Genomic DNA, 18,082 nt, shown 5'->3' with positions numbered 1-18,082 from the left:
TCAAATAAGTGCGAGGGTTCCGGGTGAAGGTCGCCTGCATCGGCAACAGTAATAATATTTTCTTCTCCATCGCCCGTTATCTCCGGGATCGGGGAATTGATGCGGATGTTCTTTTACTTAATGATGAGAGCGCCCACTTTCACCCTTCCGCCGATACGTACGATTTGGATTATCAGCGTTACACGGCCTCTCTTTCGTGGGGCAAGCCGCTCGGATTCACAACCGTGCCGGCCAGGCAGATCGCCGAAGATGTAAAGAAGTATGATTTTATTATCGGCTGCGGCTCGACCCCCGCCTTTCTTCATAAAATCGGCCGTCCCCTCGATCTGTTCATCCCTTATGGGACTGATGTCATCGTCTATCCTTTCTTTAGCCTTAAGCGCCCGGCCTATTCTTTGATGTGCGCCCCTTTTATACGAAACCAGCAGCGTGGAATCCGGAGCGCGTCCTACCTCAACTTCGACTTGACCAATGAGGAGATGGAGAAGGTGATATTGAGATTGAAGTATCCCGGAAAAAGGCTGGAATGCGGAATCCCGATGGTCTATACGCCGATGTACCATCCGGAGCGGATCGCTCAATTTTATGACCGGAGCCGTTGGTATCGCGAATTCGAGAAGATCCGGCGGGAGCACGACATCGTCATTTTTCATCAGACGAGACATGTCTGGAAAAACAGCCCGGACCCGTTCAGCTGGAAGGGAAACGACAAGCTTTTTATCGGCTTCTCTGATTTTGTAAAACAGGCCGGCATCAAGGCCTGTATTGTGACCTGTGAATACGGCGCGGATGTCGATGCGAGCAAAAAACTGGTTTGCGACCTTGGAATCGAAAAGCAGGTTTTCTGGTTTCCTCAGATGATGAGGAAAGAGATCATGATCGGGCTGAGTCTCGCGGATATCGGAACCGGCGAGTTTCACATGAGCTGGCTTTCGTGCGGAACGATTTATGAGACATTGGCGATGGCGAAACCGTTGATGCATTATCGTGAGGACACGCTTTATGAGAAGCGTTATCCCGAACTCTACCCCATGATCCGTGTGAAAACGGCTGAAGATATTACGCGGGCGTTGCACGACTATGCCGCGCGGCCGGCCGATTACAAAAAAATGGGGGAAGCGGGGCGGAGCTGGCTTCAGCGGCATGCGATTGATGAGCCCCTCAACGCGTATCTGAAGATCATGAAGGGTGGATAATCATATAATGGACTCGACCCTTTCAAAGCCTCCCGCGACGACAGGTTATCAGGAGATCCGCGGCGCTTCCAGCGGCCAGCGCCTTCTCTTCTTGTTCAAAGATTCGATGTTGTATGGCGGCGCATGGGCCTTCAGCCGGGTGCTCGCCCTCTTTACGATTCCGATCCTCACCCGTCTTTTCTCCACCGAGGCGTACGGCGCCCTCGATGCGATTGCAACGCTGGGGGCTTTGTTTATCGCTTTCATCACCATGGGACAAGATTCCGCCATCGCGAGATTTTATTACGAGACGGAAGATCCGGCCGAAAGAAGGGAGATCATTTCGCAATCGCTTCTGATTCAGGGGGTTTTTTGCGGAGTGGTCGGCATCGCTTTGTGGCTCACCGCCGATTGGGTGGTCCAAAAGATGATTGTTGTTCCGGATCATGCCGACACATTTCGTGTTCTCGTGATGAGTTATCCTTTCGTGATTTTATTCCAATTCTGCCAGCATCTGGCAAAATGGACATTCGGAAGGCGCCAATTCATCTTTCTTTCCGTCGGATCAGGCGTGGTCGTTTTGTCTTTGACGTTGATTCTAGTGTGGGGGTTTGGTTCAGGGATCGTCGGGGTCTTTTATGCTCAGCTGATCGGGACGGGAATATTTGCTATGGTCGCTCTCGTTATGTACAAGGACTATTGGGTCTGGCCAAGCAGCTTTAACTATGGCTGGAAGCTGCTGAGCTTCGGATGGCCCTATATGTTGGTGGCGATGATGGGGATGATGATCCCGGCGCTGGACCGGATTTTTATCACCCACTTCTTGGATATGGAAGCGATGGGTTATTATGCGGCCGGTTTTAAGATGGCGGTCCTCATCGTTTTACCCATTACCGCTTTCCAAACGGCATGGGGGCCGTTTATGCTGGCGCTCTATAAAGAAGCGAATGCCCTTGAAACGTACAACCAAGTGCTTGTTTACTATACGGCGGCGATCTCTTTTTTGGGGTTCTGTCTGGTCGCGGTGGCCGAACCGTTGACGATGGTTCTCACCTCTTCCCGTTATTTAGCGGGGAGTGTCGTGATATTGCCGATTGCGTTTTCTCTCATCGTGGAGTCGATTGCATGGATCATGGGAATCGGAATCGATCTCTCGAAGAAAACGTATGGGAGCACGTTGAGCTACGGCGCCGGAATGATCGTCTCGGGGATCTTTATCGCATTCTTGATCGCGCCTTTTGGGATCTGGGGGGTGGCTTACGGGGTCCTGCTTGGGCGAATCGCACAAGCGCTCAGTTACATTCTTTTCGCTTATCGGGTCTACCCGCTTCGATTCGCTTGGAGAAAGCCGCTTGCCTTGTTTCTGATGACCCTTGCTTCCGCCGTATTGCTTCAACGGATCTCTCTGCCGACGCCGGTCTATCATGCTCTTTTCCGGTTTTTTCTTTTCCTGGTGTTAGGCGGCGTATTCTGGCGTTATGCGCTCTCCGCCGAAGGGCGGCATTGGTTTTCCGTCAAATTGAAGCCGTTCGCTTAAGGGAGCGTTTCCTTTATTTGATTGGAATATGAGACTGACATTTGTAATCGGAGCATTAACGCTGGGAGGGGCCGAGAGAACCCTCGCCTTTTTAGCGAAGCACTTCATGGAGCGAGGACATTCCGTTTCCGTCGTCACCCTCTATTCGCCGGAGAAAGATTTTTATGCGCTTCCGTCAAAGATGAATCGGAAGACGTTGGGCATGACCCGTCCCGCTCAGATATTCCATCAGTTTCCATTGCTGCGGCGGACCATTTTATCCACGGAGCCTGAAGTGATTATTTCTTTCCTCGACAAAATGAATATGATGACATTGACATCGATGTGGGGAACAGAGGTTCCGGTCATCGTCTGCGAGCGGACCGACCCGAGCGGCTATTCAATCGGTCCGATTTGGGATCAGCTTCGCTGGTGGACTTATCGGGCGGCGACCGGAATTGTTGTTCAAAGCAAGGGAACGGCCGATTACTTTTTGCCCAAATTCAAAGACAAGATATCGATTATCCCCAATCCGGTTACACGACCCGCTTCGTCCGATCGGCCGCCCGACATGTCCCTTCCGAAACCTTGTATTGTCGGAATGGGAAGATTGGTCGCGGAGAAACGTTTTGACCTCTTGATCCGCGCCTTTGCACAAATAAAGGACCAATATCCGGAATGGACCCTGGTGATTTTAGGAGAGGGACCCCTCAGAGGGGAGCTCGAGCGGCTCCGTGACGCGGTTGGGCTGGCCGATCGTCTTCTTCTTTCGGGGAGGGCGCAAAATCCCGATGACCTCCTCAAACAGGCCGACCTCTTCGTCCTCTCCTCCAGTGTGGAGGGTTTCCCCAATGCCTTGTGTGAAGCGATGGCGTGCGGCCTTCCGGTGATCGCAACCGATTGCCCCAGCGGCCCGCGAGAGATTGTCAGGGACGGCATCGACGGCCTTCTCGTTCCAAACCAAGACGAGGCTGCTTTGTCGAAAGCGATGGACCGCCTGATGTCCAAAGAAGAAGAGCGCCGGCGTCTTGCCGCGCGTGCCGTGGAGGTCGTCGATCGATTCGGCGTGGAGAAGGTCGCGGAGATGTGGGAGGCTCTCTTTGCTCAAGCCGTCCGGCGGTGAAAATAAGATCGGTCACCCAACCGAAATCGCGCTCGGGGAGCGCTTTGAGTTCGGAGAGAATTGGAGCCGCTTTCTGGCGGTGTTGGATGAGGCCCGGATCGAAGAGGCCGAACGCTCGTTGAAGCGGATGCTCGGTCTGGAGAGACTGTCGGGGAAGCGGTTTTTGGATATCGGCTCCGGAAGCGGATTATTCAGCCTTGCCGCGCGAAGGATGGGGGCCACCGTACACTCTTTTGATTTCGATCCCAAGTCGGTCGCCTGCACGCAGGAGCTGAAGCGGCGGTATTGCCCGCAAGAGGCCGCTTGGTCGATCGAAAAGGGATCGGTTCTCGATCGAGACTATCTTCAATCTCTCGGAAAATTCGATGTCGTCTACTCCTGGGGGGTGCTGCATCATACCGGGGCGATGTGGCAGGCGTTGGAGAATGCCGCGGCATTGGTCGCCGACGGAGGGTTTCTCTTTATCTCCATCTACAACGATCAACTCTATAAATCGGTCCTCTGGCGCAAGGTGAAGCAATTTTATTGCTCCGGGCCGTTGGGGAAGGGATTGACGGTCGGTTTTTTCATCCCGTATTTCGTTCTACGCGGAGCGATCTTCGATCTGCTTTGCCTGAAAAATCCTTTAAAGCGATACAGCAATTATAAAAAAGAGCGCGGGATGGCGAGATGGACCGATTGGTTTGACTGGCTGGGGGGATATCCGTTCGAAGTGGCGAAGCCCGAAGAAATTTTCAACTTTTACCATCAAAGAGGATATCGGCTGCAAAAGCTGAAGACCTGCGGCGCAGGCCTCGGCTGTAATGAGTTCGTCTTTACCAAGGAAGAGTAAGCCCCGCCGTCTATGGAAGTATCCAAGAGGAAAAGAATCCAATGTGCGGTCTGAGCGGTTGCCTCGACATTTCTCTCCAAAGAAGTCCAGGCGAACTGGAATCGATCGTCACCCGGATGGCCGACGCCCTTGCCCACCGGGGTCCGGACGATCGCGGCGTCTGGGTCGATGCGGAGGCCGGTATCGCCTTGGGCCATCGCCGTCTCTCCATCATCGATCTTTCGCCGGAGGGGCATCAGCCGATGGCGTCGGCCTCCGGCCGTTACATCATCGCTTTCAACGGAGAGGTCTATAACTTTAGAGGTTTGCGTCAGGAGCTGGAAGGGTCGGGCGGGCGCTTCCGGGGTCATTCGGATACCGAGGTGATGCTTGAAGCGATCAGCCGATGGGGGGTGGAAGGAGCGGTCCGGCGATTGAACGGCATGTTCGCCTTTGCCTTGTGGGATCGAAAAGAGCGGCGGCTCCACCTGGTTCGCGACCGTTTGGGAGAGAAGCCGCTCTATTATGGATGGATGGGGAGCGCATTTCTCTTCGGATCGGAATTAAAAAGCCTTTGTGCCCACCCGGAATTTCGGGGAGAAGTCGATCGTAGTGTCTTGGCCCTCTACCTCCGGCATAATTATATTCCGGCGCCTTATTCGATCTATAAAGGAATTTACAAATTACCGGCCGGGATGATGCTGAATTTAAATCTTTCCGCCGGCCGATCGCTGCCACCGCCCGTGCCTTATTGGTCGTTCAGGGAGGTGGCCGAAGCGGGGATGGCGCATCCGTTCGAAGGCTCCGCCGAGGAAGCCGCCGACGCGTTGGAAACCCTTTTGAAGGATGCGGTCAAGATGAGGATGGAGGCCGATGTTCCCCTGGGAGCGTTCCTCTCGGGCGGAATCGACTCCTCCACCGTGGTGGCGCTGATGCAGGCGCAAAGCAAACAAGCGGTGAAGACCTTTACGATCGGCTTCAGCGAAAGGGCTTATAATGAAGCGGACCATGCAAAGGCGGTCGCGCAGCATCTGGAGACCGATCACACCGAGCTTTATGTCACCCCCGAAGAGGCGATGGCCACCATTCCATCCTTGCCGATTCTCTATGATGAGCCTTTCGCCGATTCTTCTCAGATTCCAACCTTTCTTATTTCTAAACTGGCGCGTCAACATGTGACGGTGAGTCTCTCCGGCGACGGCGGGGATGAGCTTTTTGGGGGATATCGGCGATATTTTATCGCGCAGCGGCTTTGGAATTTGATCGGATCGATTCCCAAGGGGATCAGAGGCGTGACCGCCGGAGGAATCGAGGGGGTGTCTCCTTTCATCCCATTTATGAGTGATAAAGCGGAGCGGCTCGCTGGGATTCTGAAGGTCGAAGGGGCGGAAGCAATGTACCACGCTGCCATCTCCCATACGAATAAGCCGGCCGACTTTGTTCTTGATGCGGTCGAGCCGTCGACGGTGTTCAGCGATCCCGGCGCATGTATCAAGACGCCCCATTTTATCGAGCAGATGATGTATCTCGATACGTTGACCTATTTGCCGGAAGATATTTTGACCAAGGTCGACCGGGCGAGTATGGGGGTCAGCCTTGAGGCGAGGGTCCCCCTCTTGGATCATCGTGTCGTTGAATTCGCGCGGCGTCTCCCCCTCTCCATAAAAATCCAAGACGGAAAAGGGAAAGCGCCGCTCTGTCGAATACTGAAAAAATATGTTCCGTCCGAATTGTTCGAGCGCCCCAAAATGGGTTTTGGAATCCCCCTCGATGTTTGGCTCCGCGGCCCGCTCCGGGAATGGGGGGAGGCCCTTCTCAATCAAGAGCAGCTTCGGCGTGACGGTTTTTTTCATCCGGAAAAGGTTCGCCGTCTCTGGGAGGGGCACCTCTCCGGAAAGTGGAATCGGCAGTATCTCTTGTGGAATTTGCTCATGTTCCAAGCCTGGTTGAGAACAACGAAAAATTCCGGCGGATAACTTTCTTTTATCCTATTCTGAAAAGGTGGGGCATCGTTTTTTTTAAAATTTTGGCTATACTATACGTTGACTCGGCAAGTCGCCAAAAGTCGAATGGATGAGCGCTTTCCTTGAATCGCGAAATGAATTCTGTAGGATTGAATTAGTCATGATCAGAATTAAATCTGAGGGTAAGAAAGGAGTCCTGGCCGTCTGTATGGCGGCGACGTTGCTTTTCGGTCTCGTTCAAACACAGCGGAAATTGGTGACCTATCAGCCTGTTCATGGAGAATCATTGCTCTATCTTCCTTCCGGAAAATATTTGAAGCCGCTTGCCTTGGGATATGATCAGGTGGTGGCCGACCTTCTTTGGATGAAGACGATTTCTTATTTCGGCGGCCATTTTATGTCGGACAAGCAATATCCCTGGCTCGCTCATATGCTGAACCTCATTATCGATTTGGATCCTCGATTTGATTTTCCCTACTATTTCGGGGGGATTGTTCTGTCGCTGGAAGCCTCTCAGATTGAAGAGGCGAACAAAATTCTAGAGAGGGGGATCGAAGCGTATCCCGACCGATGGCAGTATCCCTTCTACATCGGCTTCAATTATTACTATCACAAGAAGGATGCTCAGCGTGCGCTCCCTTACCTTGAAAAAGCTGCGTCTCTCCCCGGGGTGCCCGCTTTTGTTAAGAGCCTGGTTGCGCGTCTTTACGAAAAATCTGGGAAAGAAGAAGAGGCGCTCCATTTTTATGAAGAGATCTATCGGAACACGACTGATGAGATGATTCGGCAGAAGATCAAGGAGAAGATCGATCGAATCAAATCGGGTGCTGAAGATGAAAACACTCGCCATTGAGATCAAGCATCTCACGAAAAAATATCGATCCGGTTTTTGGCTGAAGGAAACGGAGTCGCTCTCCGATCTCAACCTGGAGGTCGAGGCCGGGAGCATCTTCGGATTTTTGGGACACAACGGGGCGGGGAAGACCACCACGATCAAACTGCTGATCGGCGTCATTCACCCGACTTCGGGAGAGGCCTTCATCTTGGGACGTCCCATTTCGGACATCACGGTCAAGCGGGAAATCGGATTCCTTCCGGAAAGCCCTTACTTTTATGATTACCTGACCGGATCGGAGTTCCTCCATTTTTGCGGTCAGTTGTTCGGGATGACCGTGAAAGAGCGCGCCAAGCGGGTCGATACTTTGGTAGAGCTGGTCGGCCTGAAGGGTTCGGAGGATGAGCAGATGAGGAAGTATTCCAAGGGGATGCTGCAGCGGATCGGCCTCGCCCAGGCCCTGATCAATGATCCCAAGCTGGTCATTTTGGACGAGCCGATGTCGGGACTCGATCCGGTCGGCCGGAAGGATGTCCGCGACATCATTCTTCGTCTGAAAGAGGAGGGGAAGACCGTCTTTTTCAGCACCCATGTCCTGACCGACGCGGAGATGATTTGCGATCAGGTCGGCATCATTATCAAAGGCCGGCTTCGCAGCAAGGGAAAATTGGAGGCATTGTTGAATCCGAAGGTGCGGTCGATCGAGGTCTCCCTGACCGGCATCGCACAGGACGGTCTGGAGTCTCTAAAGTCTTTCTCGAACACCGTTCTCCAACGGGGAGGGGACTTTTTGGTGGTTCTGCAAGAGGAAGCGCAACTTCCTTCCATCATGGATTGGACCACCAAACGGGGGGGGAAGATCGTTTCGGTCGTCCCACGAAGGGAGAGCTTGGAAGACATCTTTATGGAGGAGATGAAGGGGGCGGGTCGCTGATGGTTGCTTGGGCGATTGCAAAAAATACATTTAAAGAGGCGGTTCGAAGCAAGATTCTCTATAGCCTCATTTTCTTTGCCCTGGTGATGATGGGGGTCTCGTTGGTGCTCGATCAGGTGACGGTCGGCCAGCGGAGCAAAATCATTATCGATTTCGGACTTGCCAGCATTAACCTCTTCGGGATTCTCATTGCGATTGTGGTCGGGATCGGCCTGGTCTATAAGGAGATCGAAAAGCGGACGATTTATCCGCTTCTCGCCAAACCGGTGCGACGGAGCGAGTTTTTGATCGGGAAATATTTCGGCATCGTCCTGACGCTCGGCGTCGAGGTGGTATTGATGTCGTTCTTCCTCTTCTTGTTGATGGCGATTTATGGGCTGAGCACCGATTCGCGGATGTTCGATCTTGGATTGCTGGCGGCGATCTTTCTCATCTTTCTAGAAATGGCAGTCATTGCGGCGGTTGCGATTCTCTTCTCCTCTTTCTCGACCCCCTTTTTGAGCGGGATGTTTACCTTGGCGGTTTATGTCATCGGCCATTTGACCGAAGACTTGAAAAGGCTCGGCGCCCTTTCGGGGAGCCCTGCTTTGGAAAAAATGACCGCCTTCTTTTATTATCTTCTCCCCAATTTGGAGAATTTTAATATTAAAGGAGAGGTCGTCTATCAGCTTCCGGTCGAAGCAGGACGGATCCTCTTGGGCCTGCTGTACGGCCTGCTCTACATCGGCCTGTTGATCTTTTTCTCCTCCATGCTTTTTCAGAGAAGGGATTTCAGATAACGATGAATGATCGACTCATCAGACGCGTCGGATGGATCGGCCTCTTCCTCCTCATTTTTTTCTCGATGATCTATCTGAAGGTGTTCCTCTCTTCCAGGGCTGAATTCAGAACGGCCGAGGCGGCCTTGGCGAAGGGGAACGATCGCGAGGCGATCATCCATTACGAGCGGGCCATCCTCTGGTATCTACCGATCGGAGGATATGTGGAGCCTTCGGCCGAGGCGCTCTGGAAATTGGCGACGGCGCTGGAGGAAAAAGACAAGAAACTCGCCCTGGAAGCGTTTCGTTCGTTGCGGAGCGGTTTTTATGCGGCGCGCAGTTTTTACACCCCCGGAAAAGAATGGATCGCCCGTTCGGATCAAAAGATCGCCTCCTTGATGGCGCAGGAGCCTCCTTATTCAGAGGCCGATAAAAAGAAAACGGTCGAGCAGCGAACGGAGGAGGCATTGGCGATCTTGAAGCGACCTCTGAAACCACACACAGGGTGGTCGATCGTCCTCGAAATCGGATTTTGGGGGTGGGTGGCCGGGGTGCTTCTTTTTATCATGACCGGGTTTAACGCGGAAAACCGGGTGATCCCCAAGCGGGGCCTTCTCCTGGGGGGATGGATTGTCTTCTTCTATGCGCTCTGGATCGTCGGAATGATGAATGCGTAATTTTTGCCGAGGTGAAAGGGGATGAGCATCGTTTACATATTGATGATCCTCCTGGGAGTGATCGGAATCGGACTCAGCTTTTGGGGCCAGGGGAGTCTCAGGCCGCCTTTCGATACAATCAGCGCAATCGGTCTGCCGCTGAGCCTCATCGTCGGACTCATGGGGGTGTTGCTTTTGTGCGTTCCTCACTTTTTCGGCTAACCGTTTGGGGGATGGGAGAGATTCGATGGAACAAAAAAGGGCGGGTAAAAAGAACATCGCGCTGATCGGCAGCGGTTATTGGGGTAAAAATCTTCTGCGGAACTTCCATCAGCTCGGCGTCTTAAAAACCGTCTGCGACAGCGATCCCGCCCGTCTCTCCGGTTTCAAAGAAACCCATCCCGATCTTTCGTATACGACCCGATTTTCGGATGTACTCGACGATCCTCAAATCGATGCGGTGGCCATTGCGGCGCCCGCCGCGCTTCATTTTGAGCTCGCCAAGAAAGCGCTGGAAGGCGGAAAGGATGTGTTCATTGAAAAACCGCTTGCCCTCGACGTAACCGACGGAGCCCGACTGGTGACTCTGGCGGAGAAGAAGAACCGCATCTTGATGGTCGGCCATCTTCTTCAATACCATCCTGCGATTTTGAAGTTGAAGGCGTTGATCAATGACGGGGAGCTCGGAAAAATCGATTATATCTATTCGACCCGGCTGAACCTCGGAAAGATCCGAAGCGAAGAGAACATCCTCTGGAGCTTCGCCCCGCACGACATCTCGGTGATCTTGATGTTGCTCGGCGAGCTTCCGAAGGAGGTCTCCACGCATGGAGGGAATTATCTTCACCCGACCATCGCCGATGTCACCTTTACGAATTTTACCTTCGGCAGCGGGGTGAGGGCGCATATCTTCGTCAGCTGGCTCCATCCCTACAAAGAGCAGAAGATGGTGATTGTCGGTGAGAAGAAGATGGCCGTTTTCGATGATGTGTCGCCCGACCGGAAACTCCTCCTCTTTCCTCACAAGATCGAATGGATCAATCGAGAGCCGGTCCCCTCGAGGGGAGATGGGGAGATCGTCCCCTTGGTCATGAAGGAGCCGCTCTTGGAGGAGTGCCTTCATTTTCTTGATTGCATTTCAACCCGGAAGAAACCGAAGACCGATGGGGCGGAAGGGCTCCGTGTCCTTCAAGTGCTTCAAGCTTGCCAATCCTCTTTGCACGAGCAGGGGAGACCGGTCTTGATCGAAAGTGCACCGAAGGGGAAAGCTGAGAAGAAGGGGTTTTATATTCATCCGACCGGTATTCTAGACGAGGGGGCTAAAGTTGGGGAAGGGACGAAGGTTTGGCATTTCTCCCACATTATGACCGGTAGTGAAATCGGACGAAACTGCAACATCGGTCAGAACGTGGTCGTCTCCCCCCAGGTTAAGGTCGGCAATGGGGTGAAGATTCAGAATAATGTCTCTGTCTATACCGGCGTCATCCTGGAGGACGATGTTTTCTGCGGTCCGAGCATGGTCTTCACGAATGTCATCAACCCCCGGAGCGCCGTTTCGCGAAAAGACGAATATAAATCGACCTTGGTCAAACGGGGGGCGACCATCGGCGCCAACGCGACAATCGTCTGCGGGGTGACCATCGGACAGTATGCGTTTATCGGGGCGGGGGCGGTTGTTACAAAGGATGTTCCCGACTTTGCTCTGATTTATGGAAACCCGGCGGCGCAACATGGATGGATGTGCCGTTGCGGCGTAAAGCTGAGCTTCAAGGGAGCGAAGGCGGTTTGCTCAGCATGCGAGGCGACTTACAAGAAAGATAAAACAGGGTGTCATCTTCTTTCCTCCTCAACCTCCGGAGTGTAAGCGGAATCACCTGTAGTAAAAATTGAAGGGGCTGTCTTCACCAATATTGAGAAGAACAGCCCCTCGTTCAGATCTACGTAGGGTCTCCTAGAAACCGATATTAATCCTTCCTGAATAAAGCGGAATCTTCGAAAAATCAGCCTGGGCGACAAAATTAATAATCAAAAGGGAGATCTTGACCCCGATAAATCCTTTTGTTAGACTGAGGCTTTCTTTTTCCAGGTCAAGACTGCCGACTTTCTCTTCGCTTCTGATCCAAACCTGACCGATACCGGCATAGGGGGTGACAAAAGCAAGGCCTTTACTGATAGAGAGATCCGCTCCGATGGTTTCCAAATCAAGATCATCCACGCCGAGGAGTCTGGTGTAAGACCCCCGAATTGCGACGGCCGGCCAAACGGCATTCCCCGAAATGAACGCCCACTTGAGTTCGCCTCCTACCATTGAAACGTTCGATTGAGGAACTTTTGAATAAACCGCTCCAATATCGAATCCGAAGGGAAGTCCCTTCTGAATATGCAGTTTTGGAAGGATGACTTGGCTAGGGGGATCTTCTGTCACTTTGGTCCAGTATGAACGGTCTTCACGAATATTTGCCGCGGTCACTTCGACCCCGATGTCGATCCCAAGGATTCCAAGTGATTCGGCGGGGCTAAGTGGAAGATAACTTAATGCAAGGCCCATCTCCTCGCTAAGGCCTTTGAATTCTTCTTGGCTGAGGAGCGTGGGGCCCAGTCCCAGGTCAATATCAAGATCTATGGCAGAGGCGGGCACGGAATACGCCGAGAGAAAGAGACTGACGATCATCCAGAAAAAAACGGATCTGAATAGGGTTGCCATTAATACCTCCTGGTGAGTTTCACGGTTTTCATGGTGTGAGAAGGTTATAATTAAAAATATTCTTGCTTTCCCTATTGACAAAATGATAACTCAAAACTATAATTAATCGTTTATCTGGCTGGTTTAGCCTCTTCCTTCCCTTTTTTCAGGGCTTCAATCGATTTGAAATTATAATGAAATACGGGAGCTTATAGCACAGTTTCTTTCGGGTTGTAAAGAATATAAGCTGGCGTAGCTCAGTTGGTAGAGCAGCTGACTTGTAATCAGCAGGTCGGGGGTTCAATTCCCTTCGCCAGCTCCAGAGCAGGTGCTGTTTCAATTATAGCAGAGGAATCAGGAGGATGGCCCTCAGCTGGGGAGGTTCCCGAGTGGACAAAGGGAACAGACTGTAAATCTGTCGCCTTAGGGCTTCGGAGGTTCGAATCCTCCCCTCCCCACCATGTAAAGTGAAGAGGATTTCAGCCATCGGCCGAATTAAAAGGAAAATTCATGCGGGAATAGCTCAGCGGTAGAGCGCTAGCCTTCCAAGCTAGGGGTCGCGGGTTCAAATCCCGTTTCCCGCTCCAGATCGGTTTCATGAAGTAGAGCATGCAGTAGAAATAGAAAATTGTTACGAGAGAGCAATAAAGGAAAAAGAAGATAGCCGCTTGTTACCCTGCCTGATAACTCGATAGCAGAATCTATTGAGCCCTTGTAGCTCAGTTGGCAGAGCACATCCTTGGTAAGGATGAGGTCACCGGTTCGATCCCGGTCGAGGGCTCCAGTGAAGATGAATAGTCGGGCGATGCCTTAGTATAATGAACAAGGCGGCGGGGTGACGCAAGGTCACCGTAAGACGGAATTTTGGAGGGATAGATGGCGAAGGCGAAATTTGAGCGGACGAAGCCGCACGTGAACATTGGGACGATCGGGCATGTGGATCATGGGAAGACGACCCTGACCTCTGCGATCACAAAAGTATTGGCCGACAAGAAGTATGCGGAGTATTTGGCGTACGACCAGATCGACAAAGCCCCGGAAGAGAAAGAGCGGGGGATCACCATTGCGATCGCGCACGTGGAGTACCAGACCGACAAGCGCCACTACGCGCACGTCGACTGCCCGGGGCATGCCGACTACGTCAAGAACATGATCACCGGCGCCGCCCAGATGGACGGAGCGATCCTGGTCGTCTCGGCCGCCGACGGCCCGATGCCGCAGACACGCGAGCACATCCTGCTGGCGCGCCAAGTGGGGGTTCCCTACATCGTCGTCTTCTTGAACAAAGCCGACATGGTCGACGACAAAGAGCTGCTGGATCTGGTGGAGCTGGAAGTCCGAGAGCTGCTGAGCAAATATGAATTCCCCGGCGATGACATCCCCGTCGTCGTCGGCTCCGCCCTCAAAGCGTTGGAGGGAGACAAAGGAGAGATGGGCGAGCAAGCCATCATGAAGCTGATGGAAGCCGTCGACAGCTACATCCCGACACCGACGCGCGAAATCGACAAGCCCTTCATCATGCCGATCGAAGACGTCTTCTCCATCTCCGGGCGCGGCACCGTCGTCACCGGCCGATGCGAGAAAGGGATCGTGAAAGTCGGAGACGAGATTGAAATCGTCGGGATCAAAGCCACCCAGAAGACCGTCGTCACCGGCGTCGAGATGTTTAGAAAGATCCTGGATCAGGGGCAAGCCGGAGACAACGTCGGCGTGCTCTTAAGAGGCACCAAGAAAGAAGACGTCGAGCGGGGCATGGTATTGGCGAAGCCGGGGAGTATTACCCCGCACACCAACTTCAAAGCCGAAGCCTACATCCTGACCAAAGAAGAAGGAGGCCGGCACACCCCGTTCTTCAATGGATATCGGCCGCAGTTCTATCTTCGAACCACCGACGTCACCGGAGTAGTGAAGCTGGCCGAAGGGGTTGAGATGGTGATGCCGGGAGACAACGTCACGATGGACGTGGAGCTGATCATGCCGATTGCCATGCAAGAGGGACTGCGCTTCGCCATCCGGGAAGGGGGCCGAACCGTCGGCGCCGGCGTGATCACAAAAGTCATAAAATAGATTGCTAAATAAGGTAGGATCCCAACCATGCGCGATATCGTTACGATGGCTTGCACCGATTGCAAGAGACGGAACTATTCGACCAATAAGAACAAGAGGAACACTCCCGATCGGATTGAGCTCAAGAAGTATTGCAACTCCTGTCGCAAGCACACGGCTCATAAGGAAGTGAAATAAGATAAAGGCGAGGGTCAGTCCTCGCCTGTCCGCCTGTACCCGATAGGGTGAGCCGCGGGGCGTGAGGCATCGGAGGACCCTTTCTTTCTCAGTGCCGCACGGGCCCACACAGATAATAGGCCAGTAGCTCCAATTGGTTAGAGCGGCGGTCTCCAAAACCGCATGTTGGGGGTTCGAATCCCTCCTGGCCTGCCAGGTTGAAAAGACGTGGTCAAAATCGCCGGAATCGATGCCGAGAAGGCAACGGCGGAAACTGAGGTAGAGAAAAAAATGATCAAGCGGTTTTTCCAAACCATCAGCGATTTCTTTAAAGACGTTAAGAGCGAACTTTCAAAGGTCACCTTCCCCAGCAAAAGTGAGACGATCGGGTCGACAACTGTGGTGATTGTTTTTACTGTGATCGTTTCCGTTTTCCTAGCCGTTGTGGATCTCATCTTGGTCCGCCTACTGCGCTTGGTCGTTTGAGTCCCAGATAATGTTGAAGGAGAGTTTGATGGAAAAAAACTGGTATGTCATTCATACCTATTCCGGTTATGAGGGGCGCGTCAAAGCCAGTCTGGAGGAGCGGATCAAGGCGCTCGGTCTGGAAGAGAAAGTCGGCAAGGTGCTGATCCCGACGGAAGAAGTGGTTGAGATCAAAGAAGGGAAAAAGCGGGTCTCGACGAAGAAATTCTTCCCGGGCTATGTTCTCGTCGAGATGAATATGGATGATGAGCTCCAGCAGTTGGTGAAGAGCACCCCCAAGGTCACCGGATTTTTAGGCGGCGGCGAGGCCCCTTCCCCGCTCTCTCGGCATGAAGTGGACGTGCTTTTGAAGCAGATTGATGAAGGGGTCGGCAAGCCGCGGGAGAAGACGCAATTCGAGAAGGGGGACAATGTCCGGATCACCGACGGACCGTTCTTGGGATTCAATGGAGTGATCGACGAGGTGAATCCGGACCAGAGCAAGGTGAAGGTATTGGTCAGTATCTTTGGACGATCGACCCCGGTGGAGCTCAGTTTTCTGCAGGTAGAAAAGGTTTAAGACAGAATCAAAGATTCATATCCATTTTAAGGAGATCAAATGGCAAAAGAAGTGACGGCGATGGTTAAGCTTCAAATTCCGGCGGGCAAGGCGAATCCGGCTCCTCCGGTCGGTCCGGCCTTAGGACAGCATGGGGTCAACATCATGGAGTTCTGCAAGGCCTTCAATGCCAAAACACAGGGGCAGGAGGGGACGATTATCCCCGCTCTCATCAGCATCTACTCGGACCGCACTTTTACCTTTGTCTTGAAGAGTCCTCCCGCTGCGGAGCTTCTTAAAAAAGCGGCGGGGATTATCAAGGGGTCGGCCGTTCCTCAGAAAGACAAGGTCGGCAAGGTGACCCGTGTTCAGGTCGAAGAGATCGCAAAAACGAAAATGCAGGATTTGAATGCGGTCGATCTGGACGGGGCCCGCAAGATCGTCGAGGGAACGGCGCGAAGCATGGGGATTACGGTCGAGTAATCTCGCCGTTTGGCGTGACAGGTTGAAATAGAATAGATTCAGTCGAGGGGGAGATGGGAAAAAAATACGAGGGGGCAGTCGCAAAGGTCGAGGAGAGGGCGTATAAACTCGATGAGGCGTTTGAACTGGTAAAGCAAGTTCATTTCGCCAAGTTCGACGAGAGCGTCGATATGGCGGTTCGCTTGGGGGTTGATCCGAAGCATTCCGATCAAATGGTGCGCGGCTCGGTCGTTCTTCCGCATGGGACGGGAAAGAAGGTTCGCATCCTGGTCTTTGCAAAGGGAGAAAAGGAAAGAGAGGCGACCCAGGCCGGGGCCGATTACGTTGGATTGGATGACATGATCGAAAAAATCAACCAGGGATGGCTTGATTTCGATACGGTCGTTGCAACCCCCGATTTGATGGGGGTCGTCGGTCGATTGGGAAAGGTTCTCGGTCCGCGCGGTTTGATGCCGAATCCGAAGACCGGCACGGTGACCTTCGATGTGGCGCGGGCGATCAGAGAGATTCGACAGGGAAAGGTGGAGTATCGCGTTGAAAAAGCCGCCATCATTCACGTGACGATCGGCCGCGTTTCATTCACCGCGCAACAGCTTGCTGAAAATGCCGGCGTCGTCATCGATTCCATCATCAAGGCCAAGCCGGCCTCGGCCAAGGGGAAATATGTCAAGGGGATTACGGTTTCTTCCACAATGGGACCCGGCATTCCAATCGATACGGGGAGCATCGGCGGCATCACTTAACTCGTAACTCGGTTTTTTCGCGGCCGTACCGGGCAGGTTAACAAGAAACGAAGAATAAGGGCGGAAAATGAAAAAAGAAGAAAAAGGTGTGATGATTGCGGAGTTGAGAGAAAAGTTTTCCCGGGCCAAGGTGGCCGTTCTGGCCGAATTTTCCGGCATGGAGGTCGAAGAGATCCGAGCGGTGAAGAACGAACTCCGCCGGGTGAAGGGAGAATTTAAGGTCATCAAGAACACCCTTGCCTTCCGGGCCTCAGAAGGGACGACATTGCAAGGGGTCCGTGATCATTTCAAGGGACCGATCGCCGTGGCCCTCGGTTATGACGATCCGGTCGCTCCGGCGAAGGCATTGAGCGGCATTGCGGACAAACAGAAAAAGCTGAAGATCAAGGTGGGGGTTGTCGAAAATCAGATCGTTGATCCGGTCCGACTGAAGCAGATCGCGAAGCTCCCATCCAAAGAGGTCTTGGTCGGCCAGTTCATCGGCCGCCTGAAATCTCCGCTCTACGGATTGGCCGGAACCCTCAACGGGGTATTGAGCAAATTCGTCAGGACCCTTCAAGCGGTCCATGATAAACGTCAGGCGCCTCCGGCCTAAGTTTACGAAAGAAGACCAAACATGGGCGGCCACAGGGGGCCGTCCCTACAAACCCGTTCATTTAACAAGGAGAGAACCGAAGATGGCACAGACAGAGGAAATGGAGTTAACGAACGATCAGATTATCAAGGCCGTTGAGAAGATGCCTGTACTTCAACTGGCCGAGTTGATTAAGATGGTAGAAGAACGATTCGGCGTCACCGCCGCGGCGCCGATGGCCGTCGCCGCAGCCCCCGGGGGCGGGGGTGGCCAGGCGGCTGCAGCGGCCGAGGAGAAAACGGCGTTCGACGTGGTTCTTTCCGCTGCAGGCGAAAAGAAAATTCAGGTCATCAAAGTGGTTCGCGAGTTGACCAACCTCGGTCTGAAAGAAGCGAAAGATCTCGTCGAGGGGGCCCCGAAAACCGTGAAGAGCGGTGTGACCAAGGACGAGGCCGAATCGATGAAGAAGAAGCTCGAAGAAAATGGGGCCAAGGTCGAAATCAAGTAAGATTCTCGGCCACTCCAGACCGAGTGCGTCTTCAAATCGGTTTTAAACTGAGTTCGATCGAAGGATCGTCAC

Annotated in this window: 20 protein-coding genes and 5 tRNA genes; 24 read left to right on the top strand and 1 reads right to left on the bottom strand. The window is 53.1% G+C overall.

What is annotated here, in order from left to right; translation table 11 throughout:
• Nucleotides 1–23: 23 nt before the first annotated feature.
• The 11 genes from MNODULE_RS10225 to MNODULE_RS25050 all read left to right on the top strand — a co-directional run bounded on the left by MNODULE_RS10225 (nucleotide 24) and on the right by MNODULE_RS25050 (nucleotide 11,636).
• On the top strand, nucleotides 24–1,196 hold the full coding sequence (locus MNODULE_RS10225; protein ID WP_168059431.1) for a glycosyltransferase family protein: 1,173 nt from the start codon (nucleotides 24–26) through the stop codon (nucleotides 1,194–1,196).
• A gap of 7 nt (nucleotides 1,197–1,203) precedes the next feature.
• The gene (locus tag MNODULE_RS10220) at nucleotides 1,204–2,712 is read left to right on the top strand and encodes a lipopolysaccharide biosynthesis protein (RefSeq protein ID WP_168059430.1); all 1,509 of its coding nucleotides are present in this window, start codon (nucleotides 1,204–1,206) and stop codon (nucleotides 2,710–2,712) included.
• A 28-nt stretch (nucleotides 2,713–2,740) separates the two neighbouring features.
• Nucleotides 2,741–3,814, top strand: coding sequence for a glycosyltransferase family 4 protein (locus MNODULE_RS10215; RefSeq protein ID WP_168059429.1), 1,074 nt, complete (start codon nucleotides 2,741–2,743; stop codon nucleotides 3,812–3,814).
• Entirely contained in the window at nucleotides 3,792–4,646 is an 855-nt protein-coding gene (locus tag MNODULE_RS10210; RefSeq protein WP_181071026.1) for a class I SAM-dependent methyltransferase, read from the top strand. Before MNODULE_RS10215 ends, MNODULE_RS10210 begins: the two co-directional genes overlap by 23 nt.
• 41 nt (nucleotides 4,647–4,687) lie before the next feature.
• Nucleotides 4,688–6,601: an asparagine synthase (glutamine-hydrolyzing) gene (gene asnB, locus MNODULE_RS10205; RefSeq protein WP_168059428.1), complete on the top strand. Its 1,914-nt coding sequence runs from the start codon at nucleotides 4,688–4,690 to the stop codon at nucleotides 6,599–6,601.
• Nucleotides 6,602–6,749: 148 nt separating this feature from the next.
• Nucleotides 6,750–7,442 (top strand): tetratricopeptide repeat protein, encoded by a 693-nt coding sequence (locus MNODULE_RS10200; RefSeq protein WP_168059427.1) that lies wholly within the window; start codon nucleotides 6,750–6,752, stop codon nucleotides 7,440–7,442.
• Nucleotides 7,423–8,358 carry an ABC transporter ATP-binding protein gene (locus tag MNODULE_RS10195; protein ID WP_168059426.1) on the top strand — a complete coding sequence of 312 codons (936 nt, stop codon included), beginning with the start codon at nucleotides 7,423–7,425 and terminating at the stop codon, nucleotides 8,356–8,358. Before MNODULE_RS10200 ends, MNODULE_RS10195 begins: the two co-directional genes overlap by 20 nt.
• Nucleotides 8,358–9,137, top strand: a complete 780-nt coding sequence (locus MNODULE_RS10190) for an ABC transporter permease (RefSeq protein WP_168059425.1) — start codon at nucleotides 8,358–8,360, stop codon at nucleotides 9,135–9,137. The genes MNODULE_RS10195 and MNODULE_RS10190 overlap by 1 nt, the downstream gene beginning before the upstream one ends.
• 2 nt (nucleotides 9,138–9,139) lie before the next feature.
• A complete protein-coding gene (locus MNODULE_RS10185) occupies nucleotides 9,140–9,793 on the top strand; it encodes a tetratricopeptide repeat protein (RefSeq protein ID WP_168059424.1) in 654 nt (217 codons plus the stop codon).
• A 21-nt stretch (nucleotides 9,794–9,814) separates the two neighbouring features.
• Entirely contained in the window at nucleotides 9,815–9,994 is a 180-nt protein-coding gene (locus MNODULE_RS10180) for a hypothetical protein (protein WP_168059423.1), read from the top strand.
• A gap of 25 nt (nucleotides 9,995–10,019) precedes the next feature.
• Nucleotides 10,020–11,636, top strand: a complete 1,617-nt coding sequence (locus tag MNODULE_RS25050; RefSeq protein ID WP_168059422.1) for a Gfo/Idh/MocA family oxidoreductase — start codon at nucleotides 10,020–10,022, stop codon at nucleotides 11,634–11,636.
• A gap of 87 nt (nucleotides 11,637–11,723) precedes the next feature.
• Here the strand turns inward: MNODULE_RS25050 and MNODULE_RS10170 are convergent, their stop codons facing one another.
• Entirely contained in the window at nucleotides 11,724–12,476 is a 753-nt protein-coding gene (locus MNODULE_RS10170) for a hypothetical protein (RefSeq protein ID WP_168059421.1), read from the bottom strand.
• 225 nt (nucleotides 12,477–12,701) lie between these two features.
• On the opposite strand from MNODULE_RS10170, the gene MNODULE_RS10165 reads away from it, so the two are divergent.
• The 13 genes from MNODULE_RS10165 (at nucleotide 12,702) to rplL (ending at nucleotide 18,010) form a co-directional block, all read left to right on the top strand.
• A tRNA-Thr gene (locus tag MNODULE_RS10165) sits at nucleotides 12,702–12,777 on the top strand.
• Between the two features lie 53 nt (nucleotides 12,778–12,830).
• Nucleotides 12,831–12,916 (top strand) — tRNA-Tyr (locus MNODULE_RS10160).
• 51 nt (nucleotides 12,917–12,967) lie between these two features.
• Nucleotides 12,968–13,042: transfer RNA gene (locus tag MNODULE_RS10155), tRNA-Gly, on the top strand.
• 121 nt (nucleotides 13,043–13,163) lie between these two features.
• Nucleotides 13,164–13,239, top strand: a tRNA-Thr gene (locus tag MNODULE_RS10150).
• A 92-nt stretch (nucleotides 13,240–13,331) separates the two neighbouring features.
• A complete protein-coding gene (gene tuf, locus MNODULE_RS10145) occupies nucleotides 13,332–14,522 on the top strand; it encodes an elongation factor Tu (protein ID WP_168059410.1) in 1,191 nt (396 codons plus the stop codon).
• 27 nt (nucleotides 14,523–14,549) lie between these two features.
• Nucleotides 14,550–14,699 carry a 50S ribosomal protein L33 gene (gene rpmG, locus MNODULE_RS10140; protein ID WP_168059420.1) on the top strand — a complete coding sequence of 50 codons (150 nt, stop codon included), beginning with the start codon at nucleotides 14,550–14,552 and terminating at the stop codon, nucleotides 14,697–14,699.
• A gap of 117 nt (nucleotides 14,700–14,816) precedes the next feature.
• A tRNA-Trp gene (locus MNODULE_RS10135) sits at nucleotides 14,817–14,894 on the top strand.
• A 12-nt stretch (nucleotides 14,895–14,906) separates the two neighbouring features.
• The gene (gene secE / locus MNODULE_RS10130; RefSeq protein ID WP_202882173.1) at nucleotides 14,907–15,164 is read left to right on the top strand and encodes a preprotein translocase subunit SecE; all 258 of its coding nucleotides are present in this window, start codon (nucleotides 14,907–14,909) and stop codon (nucleotides 15,162–15,164) included.
• 28 nt (nucleotides 15,165–15,192) lie between these two features.
• Nucleotides 15,193–15,723, top strand: a complete 531-nt coding sequence (gene nusG, locus MNODULE_RS10125; RefSeq protein ID WP_168059419.1) for a transcription termination/antitermination protein NusG — start codon at nucleotides 15,193–15,195, stop codon at nucleotides 15,721–15,723.
• Between the two features lie 39 nt (nucleotides 15,724–15,762).
• Complete coding sequence (gene rplK, locus MNODULE_RS10120) at nucleotides 15,763–16,185, top strand: 50S ribosomal protein L11 (RefSeq protein ID WP_168059418.1); 423 nt, start codon at nucleotides 15,763–15,765, stop codon at nucleotides 16,183–16,185.
• Nucleotides 16,186–16,238: 53 nt separating this feature from the next.
• Nucleotides 16,239–16,928 carry a 50S ribosomal protein L1 gene (rplA, locus tag MNODULE_RS10115; protein WP_168059417.1) on the top strand — a complete coding sequence of 230 codons (690 nt, stop codon included), beginning with the start codon at nucleotides 16,239–16,241 and terminating at the stop codon, nucleotides 16,926–16,928.
• Between the two features lie 67 nt (nucleotides 16,929–16,995).
• A complete protein-coding gene (rplJ, locus tag MNODULE_RS10110; protein ID WP_168059416.1) occupies nucleotides 16,996–17,523 on the top strand; it encodes a 50S ribosomal protein L10 in 528 nt (175 codons plus the stop codon).
• 82 nt (nucleotides 17,524–17,605) lie between these two features.
• The gene (rplL, locus tag MNODULE_RS10105; RefSeq protein WP_422666752.1) at nucleotides 17,606–18,010 is read left to right on the top strand and encodes a 50S ribosomal protein L7/L12; all 405 of its coding nucleotides are present in this window, start codon (nucleotides 17,606–17,608) and stop codon (nucleotides 18,008–18,010) included.
• Nucleotides 18,011–18,082 lie beyond the last annotated feature (72 nt).

This window comes from Candidatus Manganitrophus noduliformans, from assembly GCF_012184425.1.
GTDB classification, from domain to species: Bacteria; Nitrospirota; Nitrospiria; order SBBL01; family Manganitrophaceae; genus Manganitrophus; species Manganitrophus noduliformans.
The sequence above is the reverse complement of the archived record's forward strand: the minus strand, read 5'-3'. Positions and strand labels throughout refer to the sequence as shown.